Raw genomic sequence first — 16,930 nt, 5'->3', positions numbered from 1 at the left:
TGGAGATGCCGTGGATGCGCGCACGCCGATGACCGCCCACGGAGAAAAGGTTCGGCCTGTTCCGAAGCGGGTGCCGCCACGGCGCCGCCTTCTCTTCTAGCTCCAAATACCCCCGTCGCAGGCATGACGCCTCACGCGCCCAGCGGGCGCAGAAGCTCCCGGCTGATGATGTGGCGCTGGATCTCGCTGGTGCCGTCCCAGATGCGCTCGACGCGGGCGTCGCGCCAGAACCGCTCGATGGGGAAGTCGTCCATCAGCCCCATGCCGCCGTAGACCTGCAGCGTTGCGTCGGTCACCCGCGCGAGCATCTCGGTCGCGTAGAGCTTGGCGCTGGCGATCTCGCGGTTGGCGGGCAGCCCTTCGTCCAGCCGCCAGGCCGAGGCCAGCGTCAGCCAGTCGGCCGCGTCGATCTCGGTGATCATGTCGGCGATCTGGAAGCTCACGCCCTGGAACTTGCCGATTGGCTGGCCGAATTGCTTGCGCTCGGCGGCGTGGCTCACCGCCCAGTCGAAGCAGCGCCGTGCGCGGCCAACGCTCATGGTGGCCACGGTGATGCGTGTGGCGTAGAGCCATTCGTTCATCACCGCGAAGCCGCCGTCGACCTCGCCCAGCACCTGCGCGTCGGGCAGGCGGCAGTCGTCGAATTCCAGAACCATGTTCTTGTAGCCGCGGTGGCTGACCGAGTTGTAGCCCTCTCGGATGGTGAACCCGGGCGTGCCGCGGTCCACCAGGAAGGTGGTGATGCGTTTCTTCGGCCCCTTCTCGGTCTGGTCCTCGCCGGTGGCGACGAAGACGATCACGAAATCGGCGTGGTCGGCGCCCGAGATGAAGTGCTTGGTGCCGTTGAGCACCCAGTCGCCGCCCTGCCGCCGGGCGGTGCATTTCATGCCGCGCACGTCCGATCCAGCCTCGGGTTCGGTCATTGCCAGCGCGTCCATCTTCTCGCCCCGCACGGCAGGCAGAAGGTAGCGTTCGCGCTGCTCGGCGTCGCAGGCCATCAGGATGTTCTGCGGCCGGCCGAAGAAATGCGTCAGCGCCATGGAACCGCGGCCCAGCTCGCGCTCGACCAGCGCGAACTCGAGGTGCGACAGGCCGGCGCCGCCGACCTCCTCGGGGAAGTTGCAGGCGTAGAACCCCAGGTCGAGCGTCTTGCGCCGGATTTCGTCGGCCACCTCGCGCGGGACCGCGCCGGTGCGCTCGACCTCTGCCTCGTGGGGGTAGATCTCGTTCTCCACGAAGCTGCGGACGGTGGAGACGATCATGTCCTGTTCGTCGGTCAGTCCGAAGTGCATTGCTCAGCTCCCTTGGTGCAGTTGCGCCAGTGCCGCGACCCGGTCCGCCACGTGCCCGGGCGGCACGCAGGTGCGTCGGGTCTCGAGGCTGACGTGCAGCATCATCTGGTCGCAGGTCGCCATGACCTCGCCGTCGCTTGCGCGCTTCATCTCGTGGAAGCAGCGCAGCTTCTTGCCCTCGCCCTGCGTCACGCGGGTTTCCACGGTGACGCGTTCGCCGGCGTGCGTCTCGGAGAGGTACTTGATGTCGGTTTCCACGGTGAAATAGCTCATGCCACCGGCGACGTAGTCGTCGTCCACCCCGACGTGGGCCATGATGACCTCGGCCGCGTCCGAAAAGATCTGGCCGTAGCGGCCCTCGTTCATGTGGCCGTTCATGTCGGTCCAGTCGACGGGCACCGTGCGCGCCTGCGTCACCATCGGCGCCGCGTCGCCCTCGGGCTGCATGGTCCCGAGGTTCTGCTGGTGGGCCAGCACCAGCCGGCCAACGGCATTGCCCTGCTGCTTCAGCGCGCGGATCATCGCGACAAGGTTGTTGTCGCGCTTGCGCTCCAGCGCGCGAATGCTCAGGTGCCCCGACTGCGCATCGGACTGGGCCGCGATGGTCTCGACCAGTTCCTCGGTCAGCTCGGGGACGTCCATCAGCTTGGTCCACGGCCATTTCAGCGCCGGGCCGAACTGGCCGAGGAAATGGCGCATGCCCGCCTCGCCGCCGGCGATGCGGAAGGTCTCGAACAGGCCCATCTGCCCCCAGCGCAGGCCGAAGCCGTAGCGGATCGCGTCGTCGATCTCGGCCGTGGTCGCCACGCCGTCCCTGACCAGCCAGAGGCCCTCGCGCCAGACGGCCTCCATCAACCGGTCGGCGACATGTGCGTCGATTTCCCTGTGCAGGCGCAGCGGGTGCAGCCCGACCCCGGTGAGCATCGCCTCGGCGCGGGTCAGCGCCACCGCGTCGGTGTCGGGCGAGCCGACGATTTCCACCAGCGGCAGCAGGTAGACCGGGTTGAAAGGGTGGGCGACCATGATCTGGCCCGGCCGGGCCGCGCCCTGCTGCAGCTCGGACGGCTTGTAGCCGCTCGTGGACGAGCCGATCACCGCGTCACGGTCACAGTCCGCCTGGATCTCGGCGAAGACGGCGTGCTTGAGTTCCAGCCGCTCTGGCACGCTTTCCTGTACCCAGGCGGCACCGGCGACGGCCTCGGCCACGGTGTCGCAAAGGGTGAGCCTGCCCTCGGCGGGCAGGGCGCAGTCGTAGAGCATCGGAAGGGTGCGGCGCGCGTTGCCCAGAACCTCGCCCAGCTTGCGCTCGGCCTCCGGGTCGGGGTCGTGAACGCGCACGTCCCAGCCGTTGAGCAGGAACCGCGCGGCCCATCCGCCGCCGATCACGCCACCGCCGACGATGGCTGCCGTCTTCGTCATCGTATTGCTCCTTGTTTCATCACCTCGGCGCACCGTCTTTCGCATGACGAAACGCGCCGTTGCGCGTGTCGCGAAGCGGGCGCGCGAGAGGGCGGTGACCGCGCGCGCGCCTCACACCATCCGCTCCGTGTGCCCGTCCACGGCCATCACCTGGCCGGAAATGCGGTGCCCGGCCGGTGAGGCGAGAAACAGTGCCGTATCGGCCACGTCATCCGCCGTGACCCAACTGCGCAGGCTCGCGCCCTCGACGTATTGTGCGCGCACCTCGGCCTCGGTCCGTCCGGAGGCCGCGGCCTCCATCGCGACGACCCTGTCCATGCGGTCGCCCTCGACCGCGCCCGGGGCGAGCGCGTTCACGCGCACGCCGGCCGGGCCGAGCTCCATCGCCAGCGTCTTGGTCAGACCCACCAGCCCCCATTTGGCCGCGACGTAGGGCGTGCGGTGCGGCACCCCGTGCAGCCCCGAGGTGGAACTGGTCACGAGGATCAGCCCGGCACCTTGTCGGCGCATGACGCGCGCGGCCCAGCGGCAGGTCAGGAATGCGCCCGTGAGGTTCACATCCAGGCATGCGCGCCAAGCGTCATGGTCCAGGTCCTCGATGCGGCCTGCCGGCCCGCCCGTGCCGGCGTTGGCGCAAACCACGTCGGCCCCGCCCCAGGCGGCCTCGACCCGGCCGAGGAAGGCGTCCATCGCGGCGGGGTCGGTGACATCGGCGGTCTCCGCGATGGCGTCAGGCATCGCCTTCTGCGCGGCGGCGACGGCGGCCGCGTCGGAATCGCAAAGTGCGACCCGGTCGCCGCGTGCCGCGAAACGCCGGGCCAGCGTCAGGCCGATGCCCGACGCCCCGCCGGTGATGACGATGCGTTGGCTCATGCGCTTGGTCCCTTCCGGTGTCGGGTGCGTCAGCCTTGCGGTACCTGTTTCGTCAGGCGCAGTTTCTCGCGCACCTGATCGGGGCCCATGACGCGGGCGCCCATGCGCTCGACGATCTCGGTGGCGCGTTCGACCAGTTGCCAGTTCTGCGCCAGGACGCCCTTGTCGAGCATAAGGTTGTCCTCCAGCCCGACACGGACGTGACCGCCCGCGAGAACCGTGGCGGCGACATAGGGCATCTGGTTGCGCCCCAGCGCGAAGGCCGAGAAGGTCCAGTCGTCGGGGATGTTGTTGACCATCGCCATGAAGGTGTTCAGGTCGTCCGGCGCACCCCACGGCACGCCCATGCAAAGCTGCACCAGCGCGTCGGGCTCCAGGATGCCGTCCGCGACCAGCTGCTTGGCGTACCAGAGGTGGCCGGTGTCGAACGCCTCGATCTCGGGCTTCACGCCGAGCTCGGTCATCTTGCGGCCCATCGCCTGCAACATGCCTGGCGTGTTGGTCATCACGTAGTCGGCCTCGGCGAAGTTCATCGTGCCGCAATCGAGCGTACAGATCTCCGGCCGGCAGGCCGCGACATGCGCCACGCGTTCGCTCGCACCGATCATGTCGGTGCCGGCCTCGTCCACCGGCAGCGGGGCGTCGACCCCGCCGAAGGTGATGTCGCCGCCCATGCCCGCGGTGAGGTTGAGCACCACGTCGGTGTCGGAGGCGCGGATGCGCTCGGTCACGTCCCGGAACAGCCCGACATCGCGGCTGGGCGCGCCGGTTTCCGGGTCGCGGACGTGGCAATGCACGATGGCCGCACCGGCCTTGGCCGCGGCGATGGCGCTTTCGGCGATCTGTTCGGGGCTGCGGGGGACATGCGGGCTGCGATCCTGCGTGCCGCCCGAGCCGGTGACGGCGCAGGTGATGAAGACGTCTCGGTTCATGGCAAGTGGCATGGGATCCTCCGGGTGATGCGTGTGGGCACCCTAGACCGCTGGCCAGTGGATCGAGTTTGCAGTAAATGACATTCATCATGCCGAAGTGGACAAAAACACCATCCGCGCCGGTGCGCATTGCCTTCGTCCTGTTCGACAGCTTCTCGAACCTGTGCCTCGCCAACTGCCTGGAACCCCTGCGGGCAGCCAATACCCTGGGCGGGCGCGCGGCCTTCGCCTGGCAGATCCTGACCCCCGGCGGCGCCGCCGTGCACAGTTCCAGCGGTTTGCAGGTGCTGCCCCACGGCGCGCTGTCGGAGCTGAGCGCGGCCGACTACGTCTTCGTCCTGTCCAGCTACGACTACGAACGTCACGACGGCCCTGAAACGCGTCGCGCGCTGGTCCGCGCCGCCGCCCGCGCGGACACCATGGTGGGCCTCGACGCGGGCCCCTGGCTGATGGCCGCGGCGGGGCTGCTGGACGGACGCCGTGCGACCGTGCACTGGGACCTGATCGACGACTTCGCGGAGACCTTTCTTGAGGTGCGCGCCGAGCGTGCGCACCATCTGCGCGACGGCCCCGTGATGACCTGCGCGGGCGCGATGGCGGCGCTCGATCTGACGCTGGAGACGATCAGCGCGCATCTCGGAACCGCCATGCGCCTTGATGTGGAGGCGCTTTTCATTCACGGCGAGCCGCCGGTCGGCGCCCCCGGCGAAGCCGAGGGCGCGCGCGACCCTATGGTGCGCCGTGCGCTCGCGCTGATGCGTGAGCATCTCGAGCGGCCGCTGCCGCTTGCCACGCTGGCGCGGCGCCTGTCATGCCAGCCCCGCACGCTCGACCGCCGCTTCCGCGCCGGCCTGGGCGCGCCGCCCGGCCGCGTCTATCGTCATCTTCGACTGGCGGCGGCGCGGCGGTTGATCGCCGAAACGCGCCTCGGCATCGCCGAGGTTGCCGTGCGCTGCGGCTACGACTCGCCAGCCGCCCTGGCGCGGGCGGTCAGGCGCGAATACGGCCGGTCGCCGCGCGCGCTGCGCGCGGCACGGTCGGCCTGACGCCCGGGATATTGCGCGTTGCGGCCGTGCGGGCGCGCCCCGTGTCAATGGCGCGCCGGGATCGCCTGCTGTGCGATGCCCGCGCCCAGCAGGTAGAGAGACGAGACGACCAGCCCCCAGATCGCCCAGCTTTCGGGGTGGAAGTCGACCCAGGCCGCCCAGCCCGCGAAGAATGTCCACGCGAAGGCCACCGGCAGGGACACCGCGCGCCAGCGCGCCGTGCGCACCGGGTGGATGAATTTCAGCGGCAGGAACATCGCCACCGAAAGCACGGCCACCAGCGCGAGGATCAGCCAGAAATCCGGTTTCACGGCGAAGAGCACGATCACCAGCATGTTCCACGCGCCCGGGAACCCGGAAAACGAGTTGTCCTTCGCCTTCATGCTCGTGTCGGCGAAATACATCGCGCTGGCGAAGGTGATCAGGATGATCGCGACCCAGCCGGTCCAGCCGGGCAGCAGGTCGGACTTGAACAGCGCGAACGCGGGGATGAAGACATAGGTCAGGTAATCGATGATGAGGTCCATCAGGACCCCGTCGAAGCGCGGCGCGTTCTCGGAGACGATGTACTTGCGTGCCAGCGGCCCGTCGACACCGTCCACCGCGAAGGCCACGACGAGCCACAGGAACATCAGGCTCCAGTTTTCCTCCACCGCGGCCAGCATCGCCAGCATGGCAAAGACCGCGCCCGTGGCGGTCAGCAGGTGGACCGACAGCGCCTTCAGCCCGGTCGTCATGGAATAACGTGGTGTCGTGTCATGAAACCGTCATGACGCAAAACGCGCGCGCGCGCAATCAGGCTTTGGGATGCGCCTTTTCGTAGACGGCCATCAGGCGGTCGGTGTCGACCGCGGTATAGGCCTGCGTCGTCGACAACGAGGCGTGGCCGAGCAACTCCTGGATCGCGCGCAGGTCGCCGCCCGCGTTGAGCAGATGCGTGGCGAAGCTGTGGCGCATGGCGTGCGGCGTGGCACTGTGCGGCAGGCCAAGTTGCATGCGCACCTGCGCCACGACCTTCTGGACCGCCCGCGGCGACAGCCGCCCGCCGCGTTGGCCGTAGAACAGCGGGGTGTCCGCCCGCATCGGCCAGGGGCACAGGGCGGCGTAGCGGGCCACCGCCTCGCGCGCGGGCGCGATCACCGGGACGATCCGTTCCTTGCCGCCCTTGCCGGTCAGACGCAGCGTTTCGCCCAGCGGGTGCGCCTCGCCGGACAGCCCCAGCGCCTCGGAAACGCGCAGCCCGCAGCCGTAAAGAAGTGTCACGACGGCCTGGTCGCGCGCGGCCATCCACGGCGTGCGCGATTGCCCCTCGAGCCTGTCGATGACGTCGTGCGCGGCCTCCGGGCTGAGCGGGCGGGGCAGTTTCCGCGCATATTTCGGCGCCCGCGCGGCGAGGACGGCCGAGGGGTCGACATCCGCGCGCTCGGCCAGCCAGCGGTAGAAGCCTTTCACCGCCGACAGCCGCCGCGCGAGGCTGCGCGCGCCGGTGCCGCGCCGGCGTTCGTGGGCCATCCAGGCGCGCATGTCGGCGGTGGTCACCCGTGCCAGCGGGCCCAGGCCCTGCGTCCCGCCGTGGTGCTCGGCCATGAAGGCCAGGAACCCGGTGACATCGCGGGCGTAGGCGTCGATCGTGGTGGCGGGCGCCCCGCGCAGGGCCGCCTGCGCGTCCAGCCAGCCCTGCAGCGCGTCGCGGGCCGCGGGGCTTATCATGACAGCCAGCGGCGCATCGCCCGTTCGAACACGCCCGTGAAGAACGCCAGAAGGTCGGTCCCCTGCTGCGGCGTGAACTGGTGCGGGTCCTCGGCGCCGAGCACCAGCATGCCCGGCAGGCGGCCCTCGCCGAAATCGAGATGCAGGCACGCCTCGGAGCGGACGAACTCGGCGTCCGCTCCGTAGACGGCGATGTCGCCCTCGTGGAGCTGGCGCAGCGTGACCTGCCGCACCGGGCCGCCGCGCCCCTCGGTCAGGTAAGCCTCGATGAACCCCGGCTCGGCGATCGACAGCACGTCGCCCAGCCGCGCGACCGCCGCGGCCTCGTCGCTCTGCGCCGATTCCAGCACCAGCTTCACGCTGTCCACCCGCAGGATCTGGGCCACGTCGCCGCCGAGGTCGCGCAGGAACACCTCGAATTCCAGCGGATCGAGCATGCGCAGGATCGCGCGGTGAACCTGGTTGGTGCCGGCGAGGTTTTCATAGGCTGCCGCGATGACGCTGCGGTGGGTGTCCTCGAGCCGGTCGAGCCGCGCCTCCAGCCGTTCCATCGCGATGCCGCGCAGGTCGACGATGTTGCCGCCCATCGCGCGTTCGTTCGCCGCGATCAGCGCGCGCATCAGGTCCTGGTCCTCCAGGATCACGTCGGGCTGCGCGATGATCTTCTCGCGCAGCTTGTCCTCCATCCGGGGCTTGCTGCTCATGTCCCTGCCCGTCGTCTTGCCGTTTTACCCTTTCTACCAGAGCCGGCGCGGCCGCGCCTCCCCTTTTTTGGCGGGACGAGCGACGCGTTGCGCGGCGGGCGCACAACGGCCGATGGTCGCCGCCCGCGCGGGGCGCGGGGGCCGTTCACGGCGCCGTTGCGGCGTCAGACGATCCTCTGGCCGGTCTTTTCCCAGTCGGCGAGGAAGGTGGCGAGGCCCTTGTCGGTCAGCGGGTGCTCGGCCATCTTGTGGATCACCGCGGGCGGGGCCGTCATCACGTCGGCGCCGATGCGCGCGGCCTCGGTCACGTGGTTCACGGTGCGGATCGACGCCGCGAGGATCTGCGTGGCGAAGCCGTAGGTGTCGTAGATCCTGCGGATGTCGGCGATCAGTTCCATCCCGTCGAGGTTGATGTCGTCCAGCCGGCCGATGAAGGGGCTGATGAAGGTCGCGCCCGCCTTGGCGGCCAGCAGCGCCTGGTTGGCGGAAAAGCACAGGGTGACGTTGACCATCATGCCCTCGTCGGTGAGCGCCTTGCAGGCCTTCAGCCCGTCCCAGGTCAGCGGCACCTTGACGGCGATGTTGTCGGCGATCCCGGCCAGCTTGCGGCCCTCCGCGATCATCGCGGGCGCCTCGGTGGCCACGACCTCGGCGCTGACGGGGCCGGCAACCATGCCGGCGATCTCGCGGGTCACCTCGGTGATGTCGCGCCCGGACTTGAGGATCAGCGAGGGGTTGGTCGTCACGCCGTCGACCATGCCAAGGTCGTTGAGCGTGGCGATCTCTTCGGTGTCGGCGGTGTCTACGAAGAATTTCATCGGCGGGGCCTTTCGGGGTGTCGCGGGGGCGGGCGGCTTTCGGGTTTTCGGTCCATCCTCTACCCCATAGAGTGACGGCCCGAAACCCCTGTCAAGGAGCCTGCCTTCGCCATGTCCAGCCCCGAGTTCTTCGACGCGGGCGACCCGGTCGCGGTGGTCACCGACCAGCCGCTCGACCGGGTGCTGGACTATGCCGCGCCCGAGGGCGGTTGCCAGCCCGGCGCCTTCGTCGAGGTGCCGCTGGGCCCGCGCAAGGTGCTGGGCGTGGTCTGGGGCGCGGGGCAGGGCGGCGTGGCGCGTGCGAAACTGCGCCCGGTGATCCGCGTGCTGGACGTGCCGCCGATGCGAGAGGAATTGCAGATCTTCCTGCGCCGTGCGGCGGATTACACGCTCACGCCGCTTTCGGGGATGGTGCGGCTGGCCACGCGGGCGCCGGGGCTGGGCGATCCGCCGTCGATGCGCCGGGTCTATCGCCCCGGTGCCCACCGCCCGGATCGCATGACGGATGCGCGGGCCCGCGTTCTGGCGGTGCTGGAAGATTACGGCGGGCTGGCCTTCACGCTGGGCGAACTGGCCGAGGCGGCGGGCGTGTCCACCTCGGTCATCAAGGGGCTGGTGAAGCAGGGCGCGGTGGCCGAGGAGGAAACGCCGCGCGACCGGCCCTATCCGCGGCTCGACCCGGCGTTGCCGGGAAAGCCGCTGACGCCGGAACAGGCCGCGGCGGCCGACGCCCTGCGTGCCGGGCTGCGCGCGGGGGGGTATGGCACCACGCTCCTGCGCGGGGTCACCGGTTCGGGCAAGACCGAGGTCTACCTCGAATCGGTGGCCGAGGCGCTGCGCCAGGGGCGGCAGGCCCTGGTGTTGCTGCCCGAGATCGCGCTGACGGCCGAGTTCCTGACCCGGATCGCGGCGCGTTTCGGTGCGAAACCGGCCGAGTGGCATTCCGGCGTGACCATGACCGAACGTCGCCGCGCGTGGAAGATGGTGGGGCAGGGCGGCTGCGAGGTGGTCGTCGGTGCGCGCTCGGCGCTGTTCCTGCCCTTTCGCGATCTCGGGCTGATCGTCGTCGACGAGGAGCACGACACCTCCTACAAGCAGGAGGAGGGCGCGCTTTACAACGCCCGCGACATGGCGGTGCTGCGCGCGTCGATCTGCGGCGCGCGGGTGATCCTGGCCTCGGCCACACCCAGCCTGGAATCCTGGGTCAACGCCGAGGCGGGCAAGTACGACCGGCTCACGCTGGCGGATCGTTACGGGGCGGCGGTGATGCCCGAACTGCGCGCCATCGACATGCGCGCCGAAAGGCTGCCATCGGATCGCTGGATCTCGCAGCCGCTGCAGGCCGCGGTCGAGGCGCGGCTGGCGCGCGGCGAGCAGGCGCTGCTGTTCATCAACCGCCGCGGTTTCGCGCCGGTGACGCTTTGCCGGGCCTGCGGCCACCAGATCGGGTGCGAGCATTGCGACGCGCGCATGGTGGAGCACCGGTTCCTCAAACGGCTGGTCTGCCACCAGTGCGGCGATACCCGCCCCATTCCCGAGGCGTGCCCAGCCTGCGGCGCCGAGGGGCGTCTGGCGCCGGTGGGTCCCGGGGTGGAGCGCCTGACCGAGGAGGCCCAGGCGCTGTTTCCCGAGGCGCGCCTTGCCACGCTGTCGTCGGACCTGTTCGGCTCGGCCCGGGCGCTCAAGGCGCGCGTCGAGGAGATCGCCGCCGGCGGGGCCGACATCGTGATCGGCACGCAACTGGTGGCCAAGGGCCACAACTTCCCCGAACTCACGCTGGTGGGGGTGATCGACGCCGATCTCGGCCTTCAGGGGTCCGACCTGCGGGCGGCGGAACGCACCTTCCAGCTGATGCGCCAGGTGGCCGGCCGCGCCGGCCGGACCGAGGCACCGGGCGTTGCGCTGTTGCAGACACACCAGCCCGAGCACCCGGTGATCCGCGCGATCCTGTCGGGCGACGAGGAAGGGTTCTGGCGCACGGAGGCGGCGGCGCGCCGGCAGGCGGGCGTGCCGCCCTTCGGCCGCATGGCGGGTATCGTTCTCTCGGCGCCGGAGATGCAGGCGGCCTTCGACCTGGGCAACGAACTGGCGCGCCGCGACGCGCCGTTGCGGCGGGCCGGGGCGCAGGTGTTCGGCCCCGCGCCCGCGCCGATCGCAAGGATCCGCGGCCGCCATCGCGTGCGGCTTCTGGTGAAGGCGCCGCGGGGCGTGGCACTGCAGCCGGCGGTGGCCGACTGGATCGCGCAGGTGAAGCTGCCCGCGCAACTGCGGCTGACCGTGGACATCGACCCGCAGAGTTTTTTCTAGGGGGGCTGCCGACCCGCCCGATCGGCGGGAACACGGCCGTTACGGCAATGTCATGCCGCCAACGGTGGACAGGCGCTGTGCGCGCGTGCTTCCTTGCGCGTGTCCACCAATCACTCGCGAATCCCGTGACCGAGACACCGCAGCACCACTGGGACCCCTTCGAGGGGCCGCAACCGGCCGGCCGTGACAAGGTCGAGGCCCCGGTCGGCCCGGCGCTGCCGGGGTGGCTGGGCAAGGCAGGCGGGCTGTTGATGCTGGCCGGGTTCGCCGCGATGGCGGTGGAGGCTCTTTTCCTGCCGGGGTTCCTGATCGAGGGGTTCCCGGTCGCGGGGGCGGCGATCGTCGTGCTGGGCCTGGGCCTGATGTTCCTGCCCGGTGGCGGGCGCGGGCGCCACACCCGCCGGCACGCGCGGCTGCGCGCGCTGGCCGAACGGCTTGGCTGGGGGTTCACCGCGATCCGCCGGCCGGTGCCCTGGACCAACGACGCGCCGGGGCTGGCATCCGGGGACGCGGGCAACCGGATCGATCCGCGGGTCGTGGCGGCCTACCGCCGGCTTGGCCGGTTCCTCGCTCCGGGCACCGCCGAGCCGCTGCCCCTGAGCATCGAGGGCGTGCTGCGCGGCACCGCCCGCGACGGGACCCCCGTCTGGATGGGGGTGCAGGAAATGGAGACGCTGGACGCCACCGACGGAGAAAGCTCGACCCTCGTCGCGGTGGCCGGCGCGCCGCTCGGGCGCGACACGCGGCTGCGCGTGATGGTCGACGACGGCGGCCCGCGCCCGCCGGAAACCGCGAACGGCCCGGTGCCCGATCTCAAGCCGCTGGCCAAGGAACTGCGCGCGCTGCCGGCGGACTGGGCGGCGCGGGCGCTGGTTGACGGCGACGCGCTTTTCCTGCGCGCGCGGCTGACGCTGGGCGGCGCGCGCGACGCCGATACCGCCTGCCGCGCGCTGGCCGACGCCGTGGCGGACCTGACGCGCCGGGTTGACTGACACCGGGGCGGCTGCGGCGCGGGCGGAGGTCAGGCAGGCTGGGCCACGCGGCGCTGGTCGACCAGCAGGTCGGTCGCCATCGCGCCGAGCCACATGCAGAACAACGCGACCCAGGCGGTGCCCACGAAGATCGAGCCGCCGGTCACGCCGTTGCCGATGGCGCAGCCGCCGGCCAGCATCCCGCCAAAGCCCATCAGCGCGGCGCCCGTCAGCGCGCGGCGCATGTTGGCCTCGTCCTCGAAACCCTGGAAACGGAACTCGCCCGCCAGCCACGAAGCTATGAACGAGCCGAGGAACACCCCCGGCACCAGCCCGATGTCGAACTCCAGCACGGTGTCGCTGACCAGGAAGAACATCAGCGTGTTGGCCGACGGCCCGGTGAAGGTCGCGCTTTCGATCTGGAGCGGTTCGAAGGACATCTGCGCAAGCGAGAAGGTCGAGACCCAGCCGACGGCCACGGCGAAGCCGACGCCCGAGGCGAAGACCAGGGTGCGCGCGCTGATCCGGTTGCGCAGCGAGATCACCAGCGCCAGCACCGCCACCGCGATGCCGAATATCAGCCCGCCGGCCTGCGGCACGCCGAGGGTGGCCAGAAGGTCCATGTTCTGCCCGCCCGAGGTAATCCACAGCCCCGCCAGCATGTCGCGCGTGGGCGCGAGCCAGCCGGCGAGGCTCATCTGCGCGACCACCGCGAAGACCAGGCCGGAAATGACCGAACGCAGGTTGCCCGTGGCCGCCAGCACCAGCAGCCGGCCCGAGCAGCCGCGCGCCAGCACCATGCCGATGCCGAACAGCAAGCCGCCGATCACCGCTCCCGACCAGCTTCCGGGCACCGCCATGATCCGCGCGTCCGCGCCGCGCATCCAGCCCAGAAGCTCGGCCGCCTGCACCCAGACCACCGCGGTCGAGAAGGTCAGCAGCCAGACCGACACCCGGTCACCCATGCGCCCGCGGGCGAATTCCACCGTCGCGGCACGCAGGCAGAAGCGCGAGCGTTGCGCGGCGATGCCGAAGATCATGCCGGTCATCAGGCCGAGAAGCGCCGCCGTGGGCGACTCCCCGATGCGTTCGACGATGCTCAGAAGTAGATCCATGCCGTTGCCTTCCGCCGTGTCATGGGCGCGCTGTCTGCCACGGCGGGGTCGCGCATGCCTTGATCTGGATCATTCGGCCTCGCCAACCTGCGGCGAAAGGGCTAAAGGCGTGGCATGCATTCGCCGCTTCCCCTTCAGGATGCCCGCGGGCTGCCGCCCTGGCGGCGGCCGGTGACGCTGCTTTTTGTCATGGCCGCGGCCATGCCGGTGGCCTTCGCCACCTGGTCGGCGCTGCTGAACAACTTCGTCATCGAGGCGGCCGGGTTCGACGGCGCCGACATCGGCTGGCTGCACACCGTGCGCGAGGTCCCCGGTTTCCTCGCGATCGGGGTGATCGCCGTGCTGATGCTGATGCGCGAACAGGTGCTCGGGCTCGTCTCGCTGGTGCTGCTGGGCGTGGCCACCGCGCTGACGGCGCAGTTTCCCACGCTGGGCGGTATCCTGACGATCACGCTGCTCAGTTCCATCGGGTTCCACTACTTCGAGACGGTGAACCAGTCGTTGCAGCTTCAATGGCTCGACAAGCTGCGCGCGCCGAAGGTCCTGGGCTGGCTGGTGGCCGCGGGGTCGGCCGCGACGCTGGTGGCTTACGTGCTGATCGTGATGACGTGGCGGGCCTTCGACCTGGACTACAACACAGTTTACGTGGCCGCGGGCGGGATCACCGCGGTGGTGGCCGTGATCTGCCTGCTTGCCTTCCCGCAGTTCGAGGCACCCGACCCGCAGGTGAAGAGGATGGTTCTGCGCAGGCGCTACTGGCTGTATTACCTGCTTCAGTTCATGGCGGGCGCGCGCCGGCAGATCTTCGTTGTCTTCGCGGGCTTCATGATGGTCGAACGCTTCGGTTTCGCGGTGCACGAGGTCACGGCGCTGTTCATGGTCAACCTCGTGGCCAGCATGGTCTTCGCGCCGCTGATGGGCCGCGCCGTGGCACGGTTCGGCGAACGCGCCGCGCTGATTTTCGAATACGCCGGGCTGGCCGGCGTGTTCCTGGCCTATGCCGGGATCTACGTGTTCGGCTGGGGCGTGTGGCTCGCGGCCACGCTTTACGTCGTCGACCACCTGCTTTTCGCGCTGGCACTGGCGCTCAAGACCTATTTCCAGAAGATCGCCGACCCGGGTGATTTCGCGCCCACCGCCGCGGTGGCTTTCACCATCAACCACATCGCCGCGGTGTTCCTGCCGGCGCTTCTTGGCTACCTCTGGCTGGTCTCGCCCGCGTCGGTCTTCACGCTGGCCGCCGGGATGGCGCTGGCCTCGCTGGCGCTGGCGTTGCTGATCCCGCGCCACCCGGAACCGGGGGGCGAAACCCTGTTGACCCGCCCGGTGCCCGCCGCGGCGGAATGACCGTGCCGAACCGACCCACGAAGGAGTGCTCATGACCACCTGGACCGCCCTGACGACGCTTGCCGGAAAGGAGGCCGCCGAGGCCCTGGGCGAGGCGATGGAATCGCTGGAGCCCGCGCCCACCGGCGTGGGTGTCTTCGAACTGGAGGACGGATCGGGCCTGTGGGAGGTGGGCGGCTATTTCGACGAGATGCCCGACGAGGCCGGCCTCGCGCTGCTGGCCACGGTGCACGACGCGCGGCCCTTCGCCGTTTCGGAACTGCCCGACCAGGACTGGGTGGCCAAGGTGCGCCGGGAACTCTCGCCGGTGGCAGAGGGCCGCTTCTTCGTCTACGGCAGCCACGATGCGGACAAGGTGCCCGAGGGGGTCGAGGCGCTTCTGATCGAGGCCGCGATGGCCTTCGGCACGGGCCACCACGGCACCACGCAGGGCTGCCTGCGCGCCCTGGACCGGCTGGCGCGGCAGGGGGTGGCGCCTGCCGCCGTCGCCGACATCGGCGCGGGAACCGCGGTGCTGGCCATGGCCGCGGCGAAGCTTTGGCCGGCCACGGTGATCGCCAGCGACATCGACCCGGTCGCCGTCGAGGTGGCGCAGGCCAACCTGGCCGCCAACGGCATGGAGGGGCGCGTGACCTGCATCGAGGCGGTGGGCCTCGATCACCCGGCCCTGCGCGATGCCGCGCCCTTCGACCTGATCTTCGCCAACATCCTGATGGGGCCGCTGGTCGAGCTTGCGCCGCGGATCGCCGTGGCGCTGCGGCCGGGTGGGCACGCGATACTGTCGGGGATCCTGAACGCGCAGGCCGACGAGGTCGCGGCCGCCTACGCGACCGCAGGGCTGGCGGAGGTGCAGCGCGACATCATCGGGGAATGGACGACGCTGACCTTGCGCCGGAACGGGACCGCCTGACCCGGCCCGCGTCGGCGGCTCAGCGCCCCGTGCGCGCGACCCGGGCGATATCGCCCCGGCACAGGCCGATGTCCTGCAGCTCGCGGTCGCTGAGCTGCGACAGCGCCTTGCGCGTCACGCGGCGGTCGTTCCAGGCGGCGACGGTGCCGGCGGCACGCGTGATCGCCCGGCCGAGACGGCCAAGAATGGACGGGCTTTCGTGGGACGCGCGATCTGTTTCGAAAACGGCCATGGTTCCGCTCCGTTGCTGTGGGTGGTGAACTGTGGGTGTCGAGCCGCAACTAGTGGGGCCGCGCATCGCACACAAGTCGGGCGGTTTGCATAGTCCTTATGCAGTTCCTGCATGGCCGGCGCCGCGCGCGGCGACCGCCTTGCCGAGGGCGACCGGCAATGCAATCTTCTTGGTCCCTGTTCCCGTTTCGTGCTAGGGCTGGGTCAAAACCGGAACAAGGGCAGGGCAGGAAATGCGGGTCTTGGGTATCGATCCCGGATTGCGGAACCTCGGCTGGGGTCTGATCGATGTTGATGGCAGCCGGCTGCGCCACGTCGCAAACGGGATCTGCCGGTCCGCCGGCACCGATCTGCCGGCGCGGTTGCTGTCGCTGCACCGCCAGCTGGCCGAGGTGCTGGAACAGTATGCCCCCGACGCGGCCGCCGTCGAACAGACCTTCGTCAACCGCGACGGCGCGGCGACGCTCAAGCTGGGGCAGGCGCGGGGCGTCGCCCTTCTGGTGCCCGCGCAGGCGGGACTGGCAGTCGGCGAATACGCCCCGAATGCCGTGAAAAAGGCGGTCGTGGGCGTGGGGCACGCCGCCAAGGAACAGATCGCGCACATGGTCGGCGTTCAGTTTCCGGGCGTGGCGCTGGCCGGGCCGGATGCGGCGGATGCGCTGGCCGTGGCGATCTGCCATGCGCACACGGCGCAGTCGGCCGGCCGGCTGGCGGCGGCTGTGCGCGGGGCGGGCGCATGATCGGGCGGCTGGCCGGGCGGATCGACTACCGCGCCGCCGATCACGTGCTGATCGACGTGGCCGGGGTGGGCTACCTTGTCTATTGCTCCGATCGCACGCTCTCGGCGCTGCCCGGGCCGGGCGAGCACGCGGCGCTCTACACCGACCTGCTGGTGCGCGAGGACCTGTTGCAGCTCTACGGCTTCACCACCCTTCTGGAAAAGGAATGGCACCGCCTTCTGATGGGGGTGCAGGGCGTGGGCGCCAAGGCCTCGCTGGCGATCCTCGGCGCGCTGGGGCCCGACGGGGTGAGCCGCGCCATCGCGCTGGGCGACTGGCATTCGATCAAGGCGGCCAGGGGCGTTGGCCCCAAGACGGCGCAGCGCGTGGTCAACGAGCTGAAGGAAAAGGTGCCCGAGGTCATGGCGATGACCGCCGCGCCGGCCCCCGCCACCGCCGCATCCGACGCGGCGCAGGTCGCGGAGGCCGCCCCCGCCGCGTCGCCCGCGCCGCCCCCGGCCGGCGGCGGCGCGCAG

Annotated in this window: 17 protein-coding genes; 7 read left to right on the top strand and 10 right to left on the bottom strand. The window is 70.4% G+C overall.

Annotated features, from left to right (window positions below):
• Nucleotides 1-131 precede the first annotated feature (131 nt).
• From CEF10_RS12115 to CEF10_RS12100, 4 genes are all read right to left on the bottom strand, one after another.
• The gene (locus CEF10_RS12115) at nt 132-1,292 is read right to left on the bottom strand and encodes an acyl-CoA dehydrogenase family protein (protein WP_101068436.1); all 1,161 of its coding nucleotides are present in this window, start codon (nt 1,290-1,292) and stop codon (nt 132-134) included.
• 3 nt (nt 1,293-1,295) lie between these two features.
• Nucleotides 1,296-2,711: a carnitine 3-dehydrogenase gene (locus tag CEF10_RS12110; protein ID WP_101068435.1), complete on the bottom strand. Its 1,416-nt coding sequence runs from the start codon at nt 2,709-2,711 to the stop codon at nt 1,296-1,298.
• A gap of 111 nt (nt 2,712-2,822) precedes the next feature.
• Nucleotides 2,823-3,584, bottom strand: a complete 762-nt coding sequence (locus CEF10_RS12105) for an SDR family oxidoreductase (RefSeq protein WP_101068434.1) — start codon at nt 3,582-3,584, stop codon at nt 2,823-2,825.
• Between the two features lie 29 nt (nt 3,585-3,613).
• Nucleotides 3,614-4,528: a BKACE family enzyme gene (locus CEF10_RS12100; protein WP_101068433.1), complete on the bottom strand. Its 915-nt coding sequence runs from the start codon at nt 4,526-4,528 to the stop codon at nt 3,614-3,616.
• A gap of 77 nt (nt 4,529-4,605) precedes the next feature.
• Between CEF10_RS12100 and CEF10_RS12095 the strand changes: the two genes are divergently transcribed.
• Nucleotides 4,606-5,562, top strand: coding sequence for a GlxA family transcriptional regulator (locus CEF10_RS12095; RefSeq protein ID WP_101068497.1), 957 nt, complete (start codon nt 4,606-4,608; stop codon nt 5,560-5,562).
• A gap of 44 nt (nt 5,563-5,606) precedes the next feature.
• Here the strand turns inward: CEF10_RS12095 and CEF10_RS12090 are convergent, their stop codons facing one another.
• The 4 genes from CEF10_RS12090 to fsa form a co-directional block, all read right to left on the bottom strand.
• Nucleotides 5,607-6,299: a CDP-alcohol phosphatidyltransferase family protein gene (locus CEF10_RS12090; RefSeq protein WP_101068432.1), complete on the bottom strand. Its 693-nt coding sequence runs from the start codon at nt 6,297-6,299 to the stop codon at nt 5,607-5,609.
• A 58-nt stretch (nt 6,300-6,357) separates the two neighbouring features.
• The gene (locus CEF10_RS12085) at nt 6,358-7,272 is read right to left on the bottom strand and encodes a tyrosine recombinase XerC (RefSeq protein WP_101068431.1); all 915 of its coding nucleotides are present in this window, start codon (nt 7,270-7,272) and stop codon (nt 6,358-6,360) included.
• Nucleotides 7,269-7,976 carry a DUF484 family protein gene (locus tag CEF10_RS12080; RefSeq protein ID WP_101068430.1) on the bottom strand — a complete coding sequence of 236 codons (708 nt, stop codon included), beginning with the start codon at nt 7,974-7,976 and terminating at the stop codon, nt 7,269-7,271. Before CEF10_RS12080 ends, CEF10_RS12085 begins: the two co-directional genes overlap by 4 nt.
• A gap of 164 nt (nt 7,977-8,140) precedes the next feature.
• Nucleotides 8,141-8,794 carry a fructose-6-phosphate aldolase gene (gene fsa, locus CEF10_RS12075; protein WP_101068429.1) on the bottom strand — a complete coding sequence of 218 codons (654 nt, stop codon included), beginning with the start codon at nt 8,792-8,794 and terminating at the stop codon, nt 8,141-8,143.
• Between the two features lie 111 nt (nt 8,795-8,905).
• On the opposite strand from fsa, the gene CEF10_RS12070 reads away from it, so the two are divergent.
• Nucleotides 8,906-11,101 (top strand): primosomal protein N', encoded by a 2,196-nt coding sequence (locus CEF10_RS12070; RefSeq protein WP_101068428.1) that lies wholly within the window; start codon nt 8,906-8,908, stop codon nt 11,099-11,101.
• Between the two features lie 125 nt (nt 11,102-11,226).
• Entirely contained in the window at nt 11,227-12,093 is an 867-nt protein-coding gene (locus CEF10_RS12065; RefSeq protein ID WP_101068427.1) for a hypothetical protein, read from the top strand.
• Nucleotides 12,094-12,122: 29 nt separating this feature from the next.
• Here the strand turns inward: CEF10_RS12065 and CEF10_RS12060 are convergent, their stop codons facing one another.
• Entirely contained in the window at nt 12,123-13,187 is a 1,065-nt protein-coding gene (locus CEF10_RS12060) for a YeeE/YedE family protein (RefSeq protein WP_101068426.1), read from the bottom strand.
• A gap of 114 nt (nt 13,188-13,301) precedes the next feature.
• On the opposite strand from CEF10_RS12060, the gene CEF10_RS12055 reads away from it, so the two are divergent.
• The gene (locus CEF10_RS12055; protein ID WP_101068425.1) at nt 13,302-14,534 is read left to right on the top strand and encodes an MFS transporter; all 1,233 of its coding nucleotides are present in this window, start codon (nt 13,302-13,304) and stop codon (nt 14,532-14,534) included.
• A gap of 31 nt (nt 14,535-14,565) precedes the next feature.
• Nucleotides 14,566-15,444, top strand: coding sequence for a 50S ribosomal protein L11 methyltransferase (locus tag CEF10_RS12050; protein ID WP_101068424.1), 879 nt, complete (start codon nt 14,566-14,568; stop codon nt 15,442-15,444).
• A 19-nt stretch (nt 15,445-15,463) separates the two neighbouring features.
• Here CEF10_RS12050 and CEF10_RS12045 read toward each other — a convergent pair whose 3' ends face one another.
• A complete protein-coding gene (locus tag CEF10_RS12045; protein WP_101068423.1) occupies nt 15,464-15,676 on the bottom strand; it encodes a DUF1127 domain-containing protein in 213 nt (70 codons plus the stop codon).
• A gap of 232 nt (nt 15,677-15,908) precedes the next feature.
• Between CEF10_RS12045 and ruvC the strand changes: the two genes are divergently transcribed.
• Nucleotides 15,909-16,415: a crossover junction endodeoxyribonuclease RuvC gene (ruvC, locus tag CEF10_RS12040; protein WP_101068422.1), complete on the top strand. Its 507-nt coding sequence runs from the start codon at nt 15,909-15,911 to the stop codon at nt 16,413-16,415.
• Nucleotides 16,412-16,930, top strand: a 519-nt coding sequence (gene ruvA / locus CEF10_RS12035; RefSeq protein ID WP_101068421.1) for a Holliday junction branch migration protein RuvA, incomplete at its 3' end; no start/stop codon positions are given. The genes ruvC and ruvA, both read left to right, overlap by 4 nt.

This window comes from Roseovarius salinarum, assembly GCF_002834145.1.
Taxonomy (GTDB): domain Bacteria; phylum Pseudomonadota; class Alphaproteobacteria; order Rhodobacterales; family Rhodobacteraceae; genus Roseovarius; species Roseovarius salinarum.
The sequence above is the reverse complement of the archived record's forward strand: the minus strand, read 5'-3'. Positions and strand labels throughout refer to the sequence as shown.

What these genes read in the sequence shown, in the direction of transcription:
- CEF10_RS12090 (WP_101068432.1), bottom strand. Translation starts at nt 6,299, where the DNA reads ATGACGACCGGGCTGAAGGCGCTGTCGGTCCACCTGCTGACCGCCACG.
- CEF10_RS12045 (WP_101068423.1), bottom strand. Translation starts at nt 15,676, where the DNA reads ATGGCCGTTTTCGAAACAGATCGCGCGTCCCACGAAAGCCCGTCCATT.
- CEF10_RS12080 (WP_101068430.1), bottom strand. Translation starts at nt 7,976, where the DNA reads ATGAGCAGCAAGCCCCGGATGGAGGACAAGCTGCGCGAGAAGATCATC.
- CEF10_RS12115 (WP_101068436.1), bottom strand. Translation starts at nt 1,292, where the DNA reads ATGCACTTCGGACTGACCGACGAACAGGACATGATCGTCTCCACCGTC.
- CEF10_RS12105 (WP_101068434.1), bottom strand. Translation starts at nt 3,584, where the DNA reads ATGAGCCAACGCATCGTCATCACCGGCGGGGCGTCGGGCATCGGCCTG.
- fsa (WP_101068429.1), bottom strand. Translation starts at nt 8,794, where the DNA reads ATGAAATTCTTCGTAGACACCGCCGACACCGAAGAGATCGCCACGCTC.
- ruvC (WP_101068422.1), top strand. Translation starts at nt 15,909, where the DNA reads ATGCGGGTCTTGGGTATCGATCCCGGATTGCGGAACCTCGGCTGGGGT.
- CEF10_RS12095 (WP_101068497.1), top strand. Translation starts at nt 4,606, where the DNA reads ATGCCGAAGTGGACAAAAACACCATCCGCGCCGGTGCGCATTGCCTTC.
- CEF10_RS12060 (WP_101068426.1), bottom strand. Translation starts at nt 13,187, where the DNA reads ATGGATCTACTTCTGAGCATCGTCGAACGCATCGGGGAGTCGCCCACG.
- CEF10_RS12110 (WP_101068435.1), bottom strand. Translation starts at nt 2,711, where the DNA reads ATGACGAAGACGGCAGCCATCGTCGGCGGTGGCGTGATCGGCGGCGGA.
- CEF10_RS12055 (WP_101068425.1), top strand. Translation starts at nt 13,302, where the DNA reads ATGCATTCGCCGCTTCCCCTTCAGGATGCCCGCGGGCTGCCGCCCTGG.
- CEF10_RS12085 (WP_101068431.1), bottom strand. Translation starts at nt 7,272, where the DNA reads ATGATAAGCCCCGCGGCCCGCGACGCGCTGCAGGGCTGGCTGGACGCG.
- CEF10_RS12070 (WP_101068428.1), top strand. Translation starts at nt 8,906, where the DNA reads ATGTCCAGCCCCGAGTTCTTCGACGCGGGCGACCCGGTCGCGGTGGTC.
- CEF10_RS12050 (WP_101068424.1), top strand. Translation starts at nt 14,566, where the DNA reads ATGACCACCTGGACCGCCCTGACGACGCTTGCCGGAAAGGAGGCCGCC.
- CEF10_RS12100 (WP_101068433.1), bottom strand. Translation starts at nt 4,528, where the DNA reads ATGCCACTTGCCATGAACCGAGACGTCTTCATCACCTGCGCCGTCACC.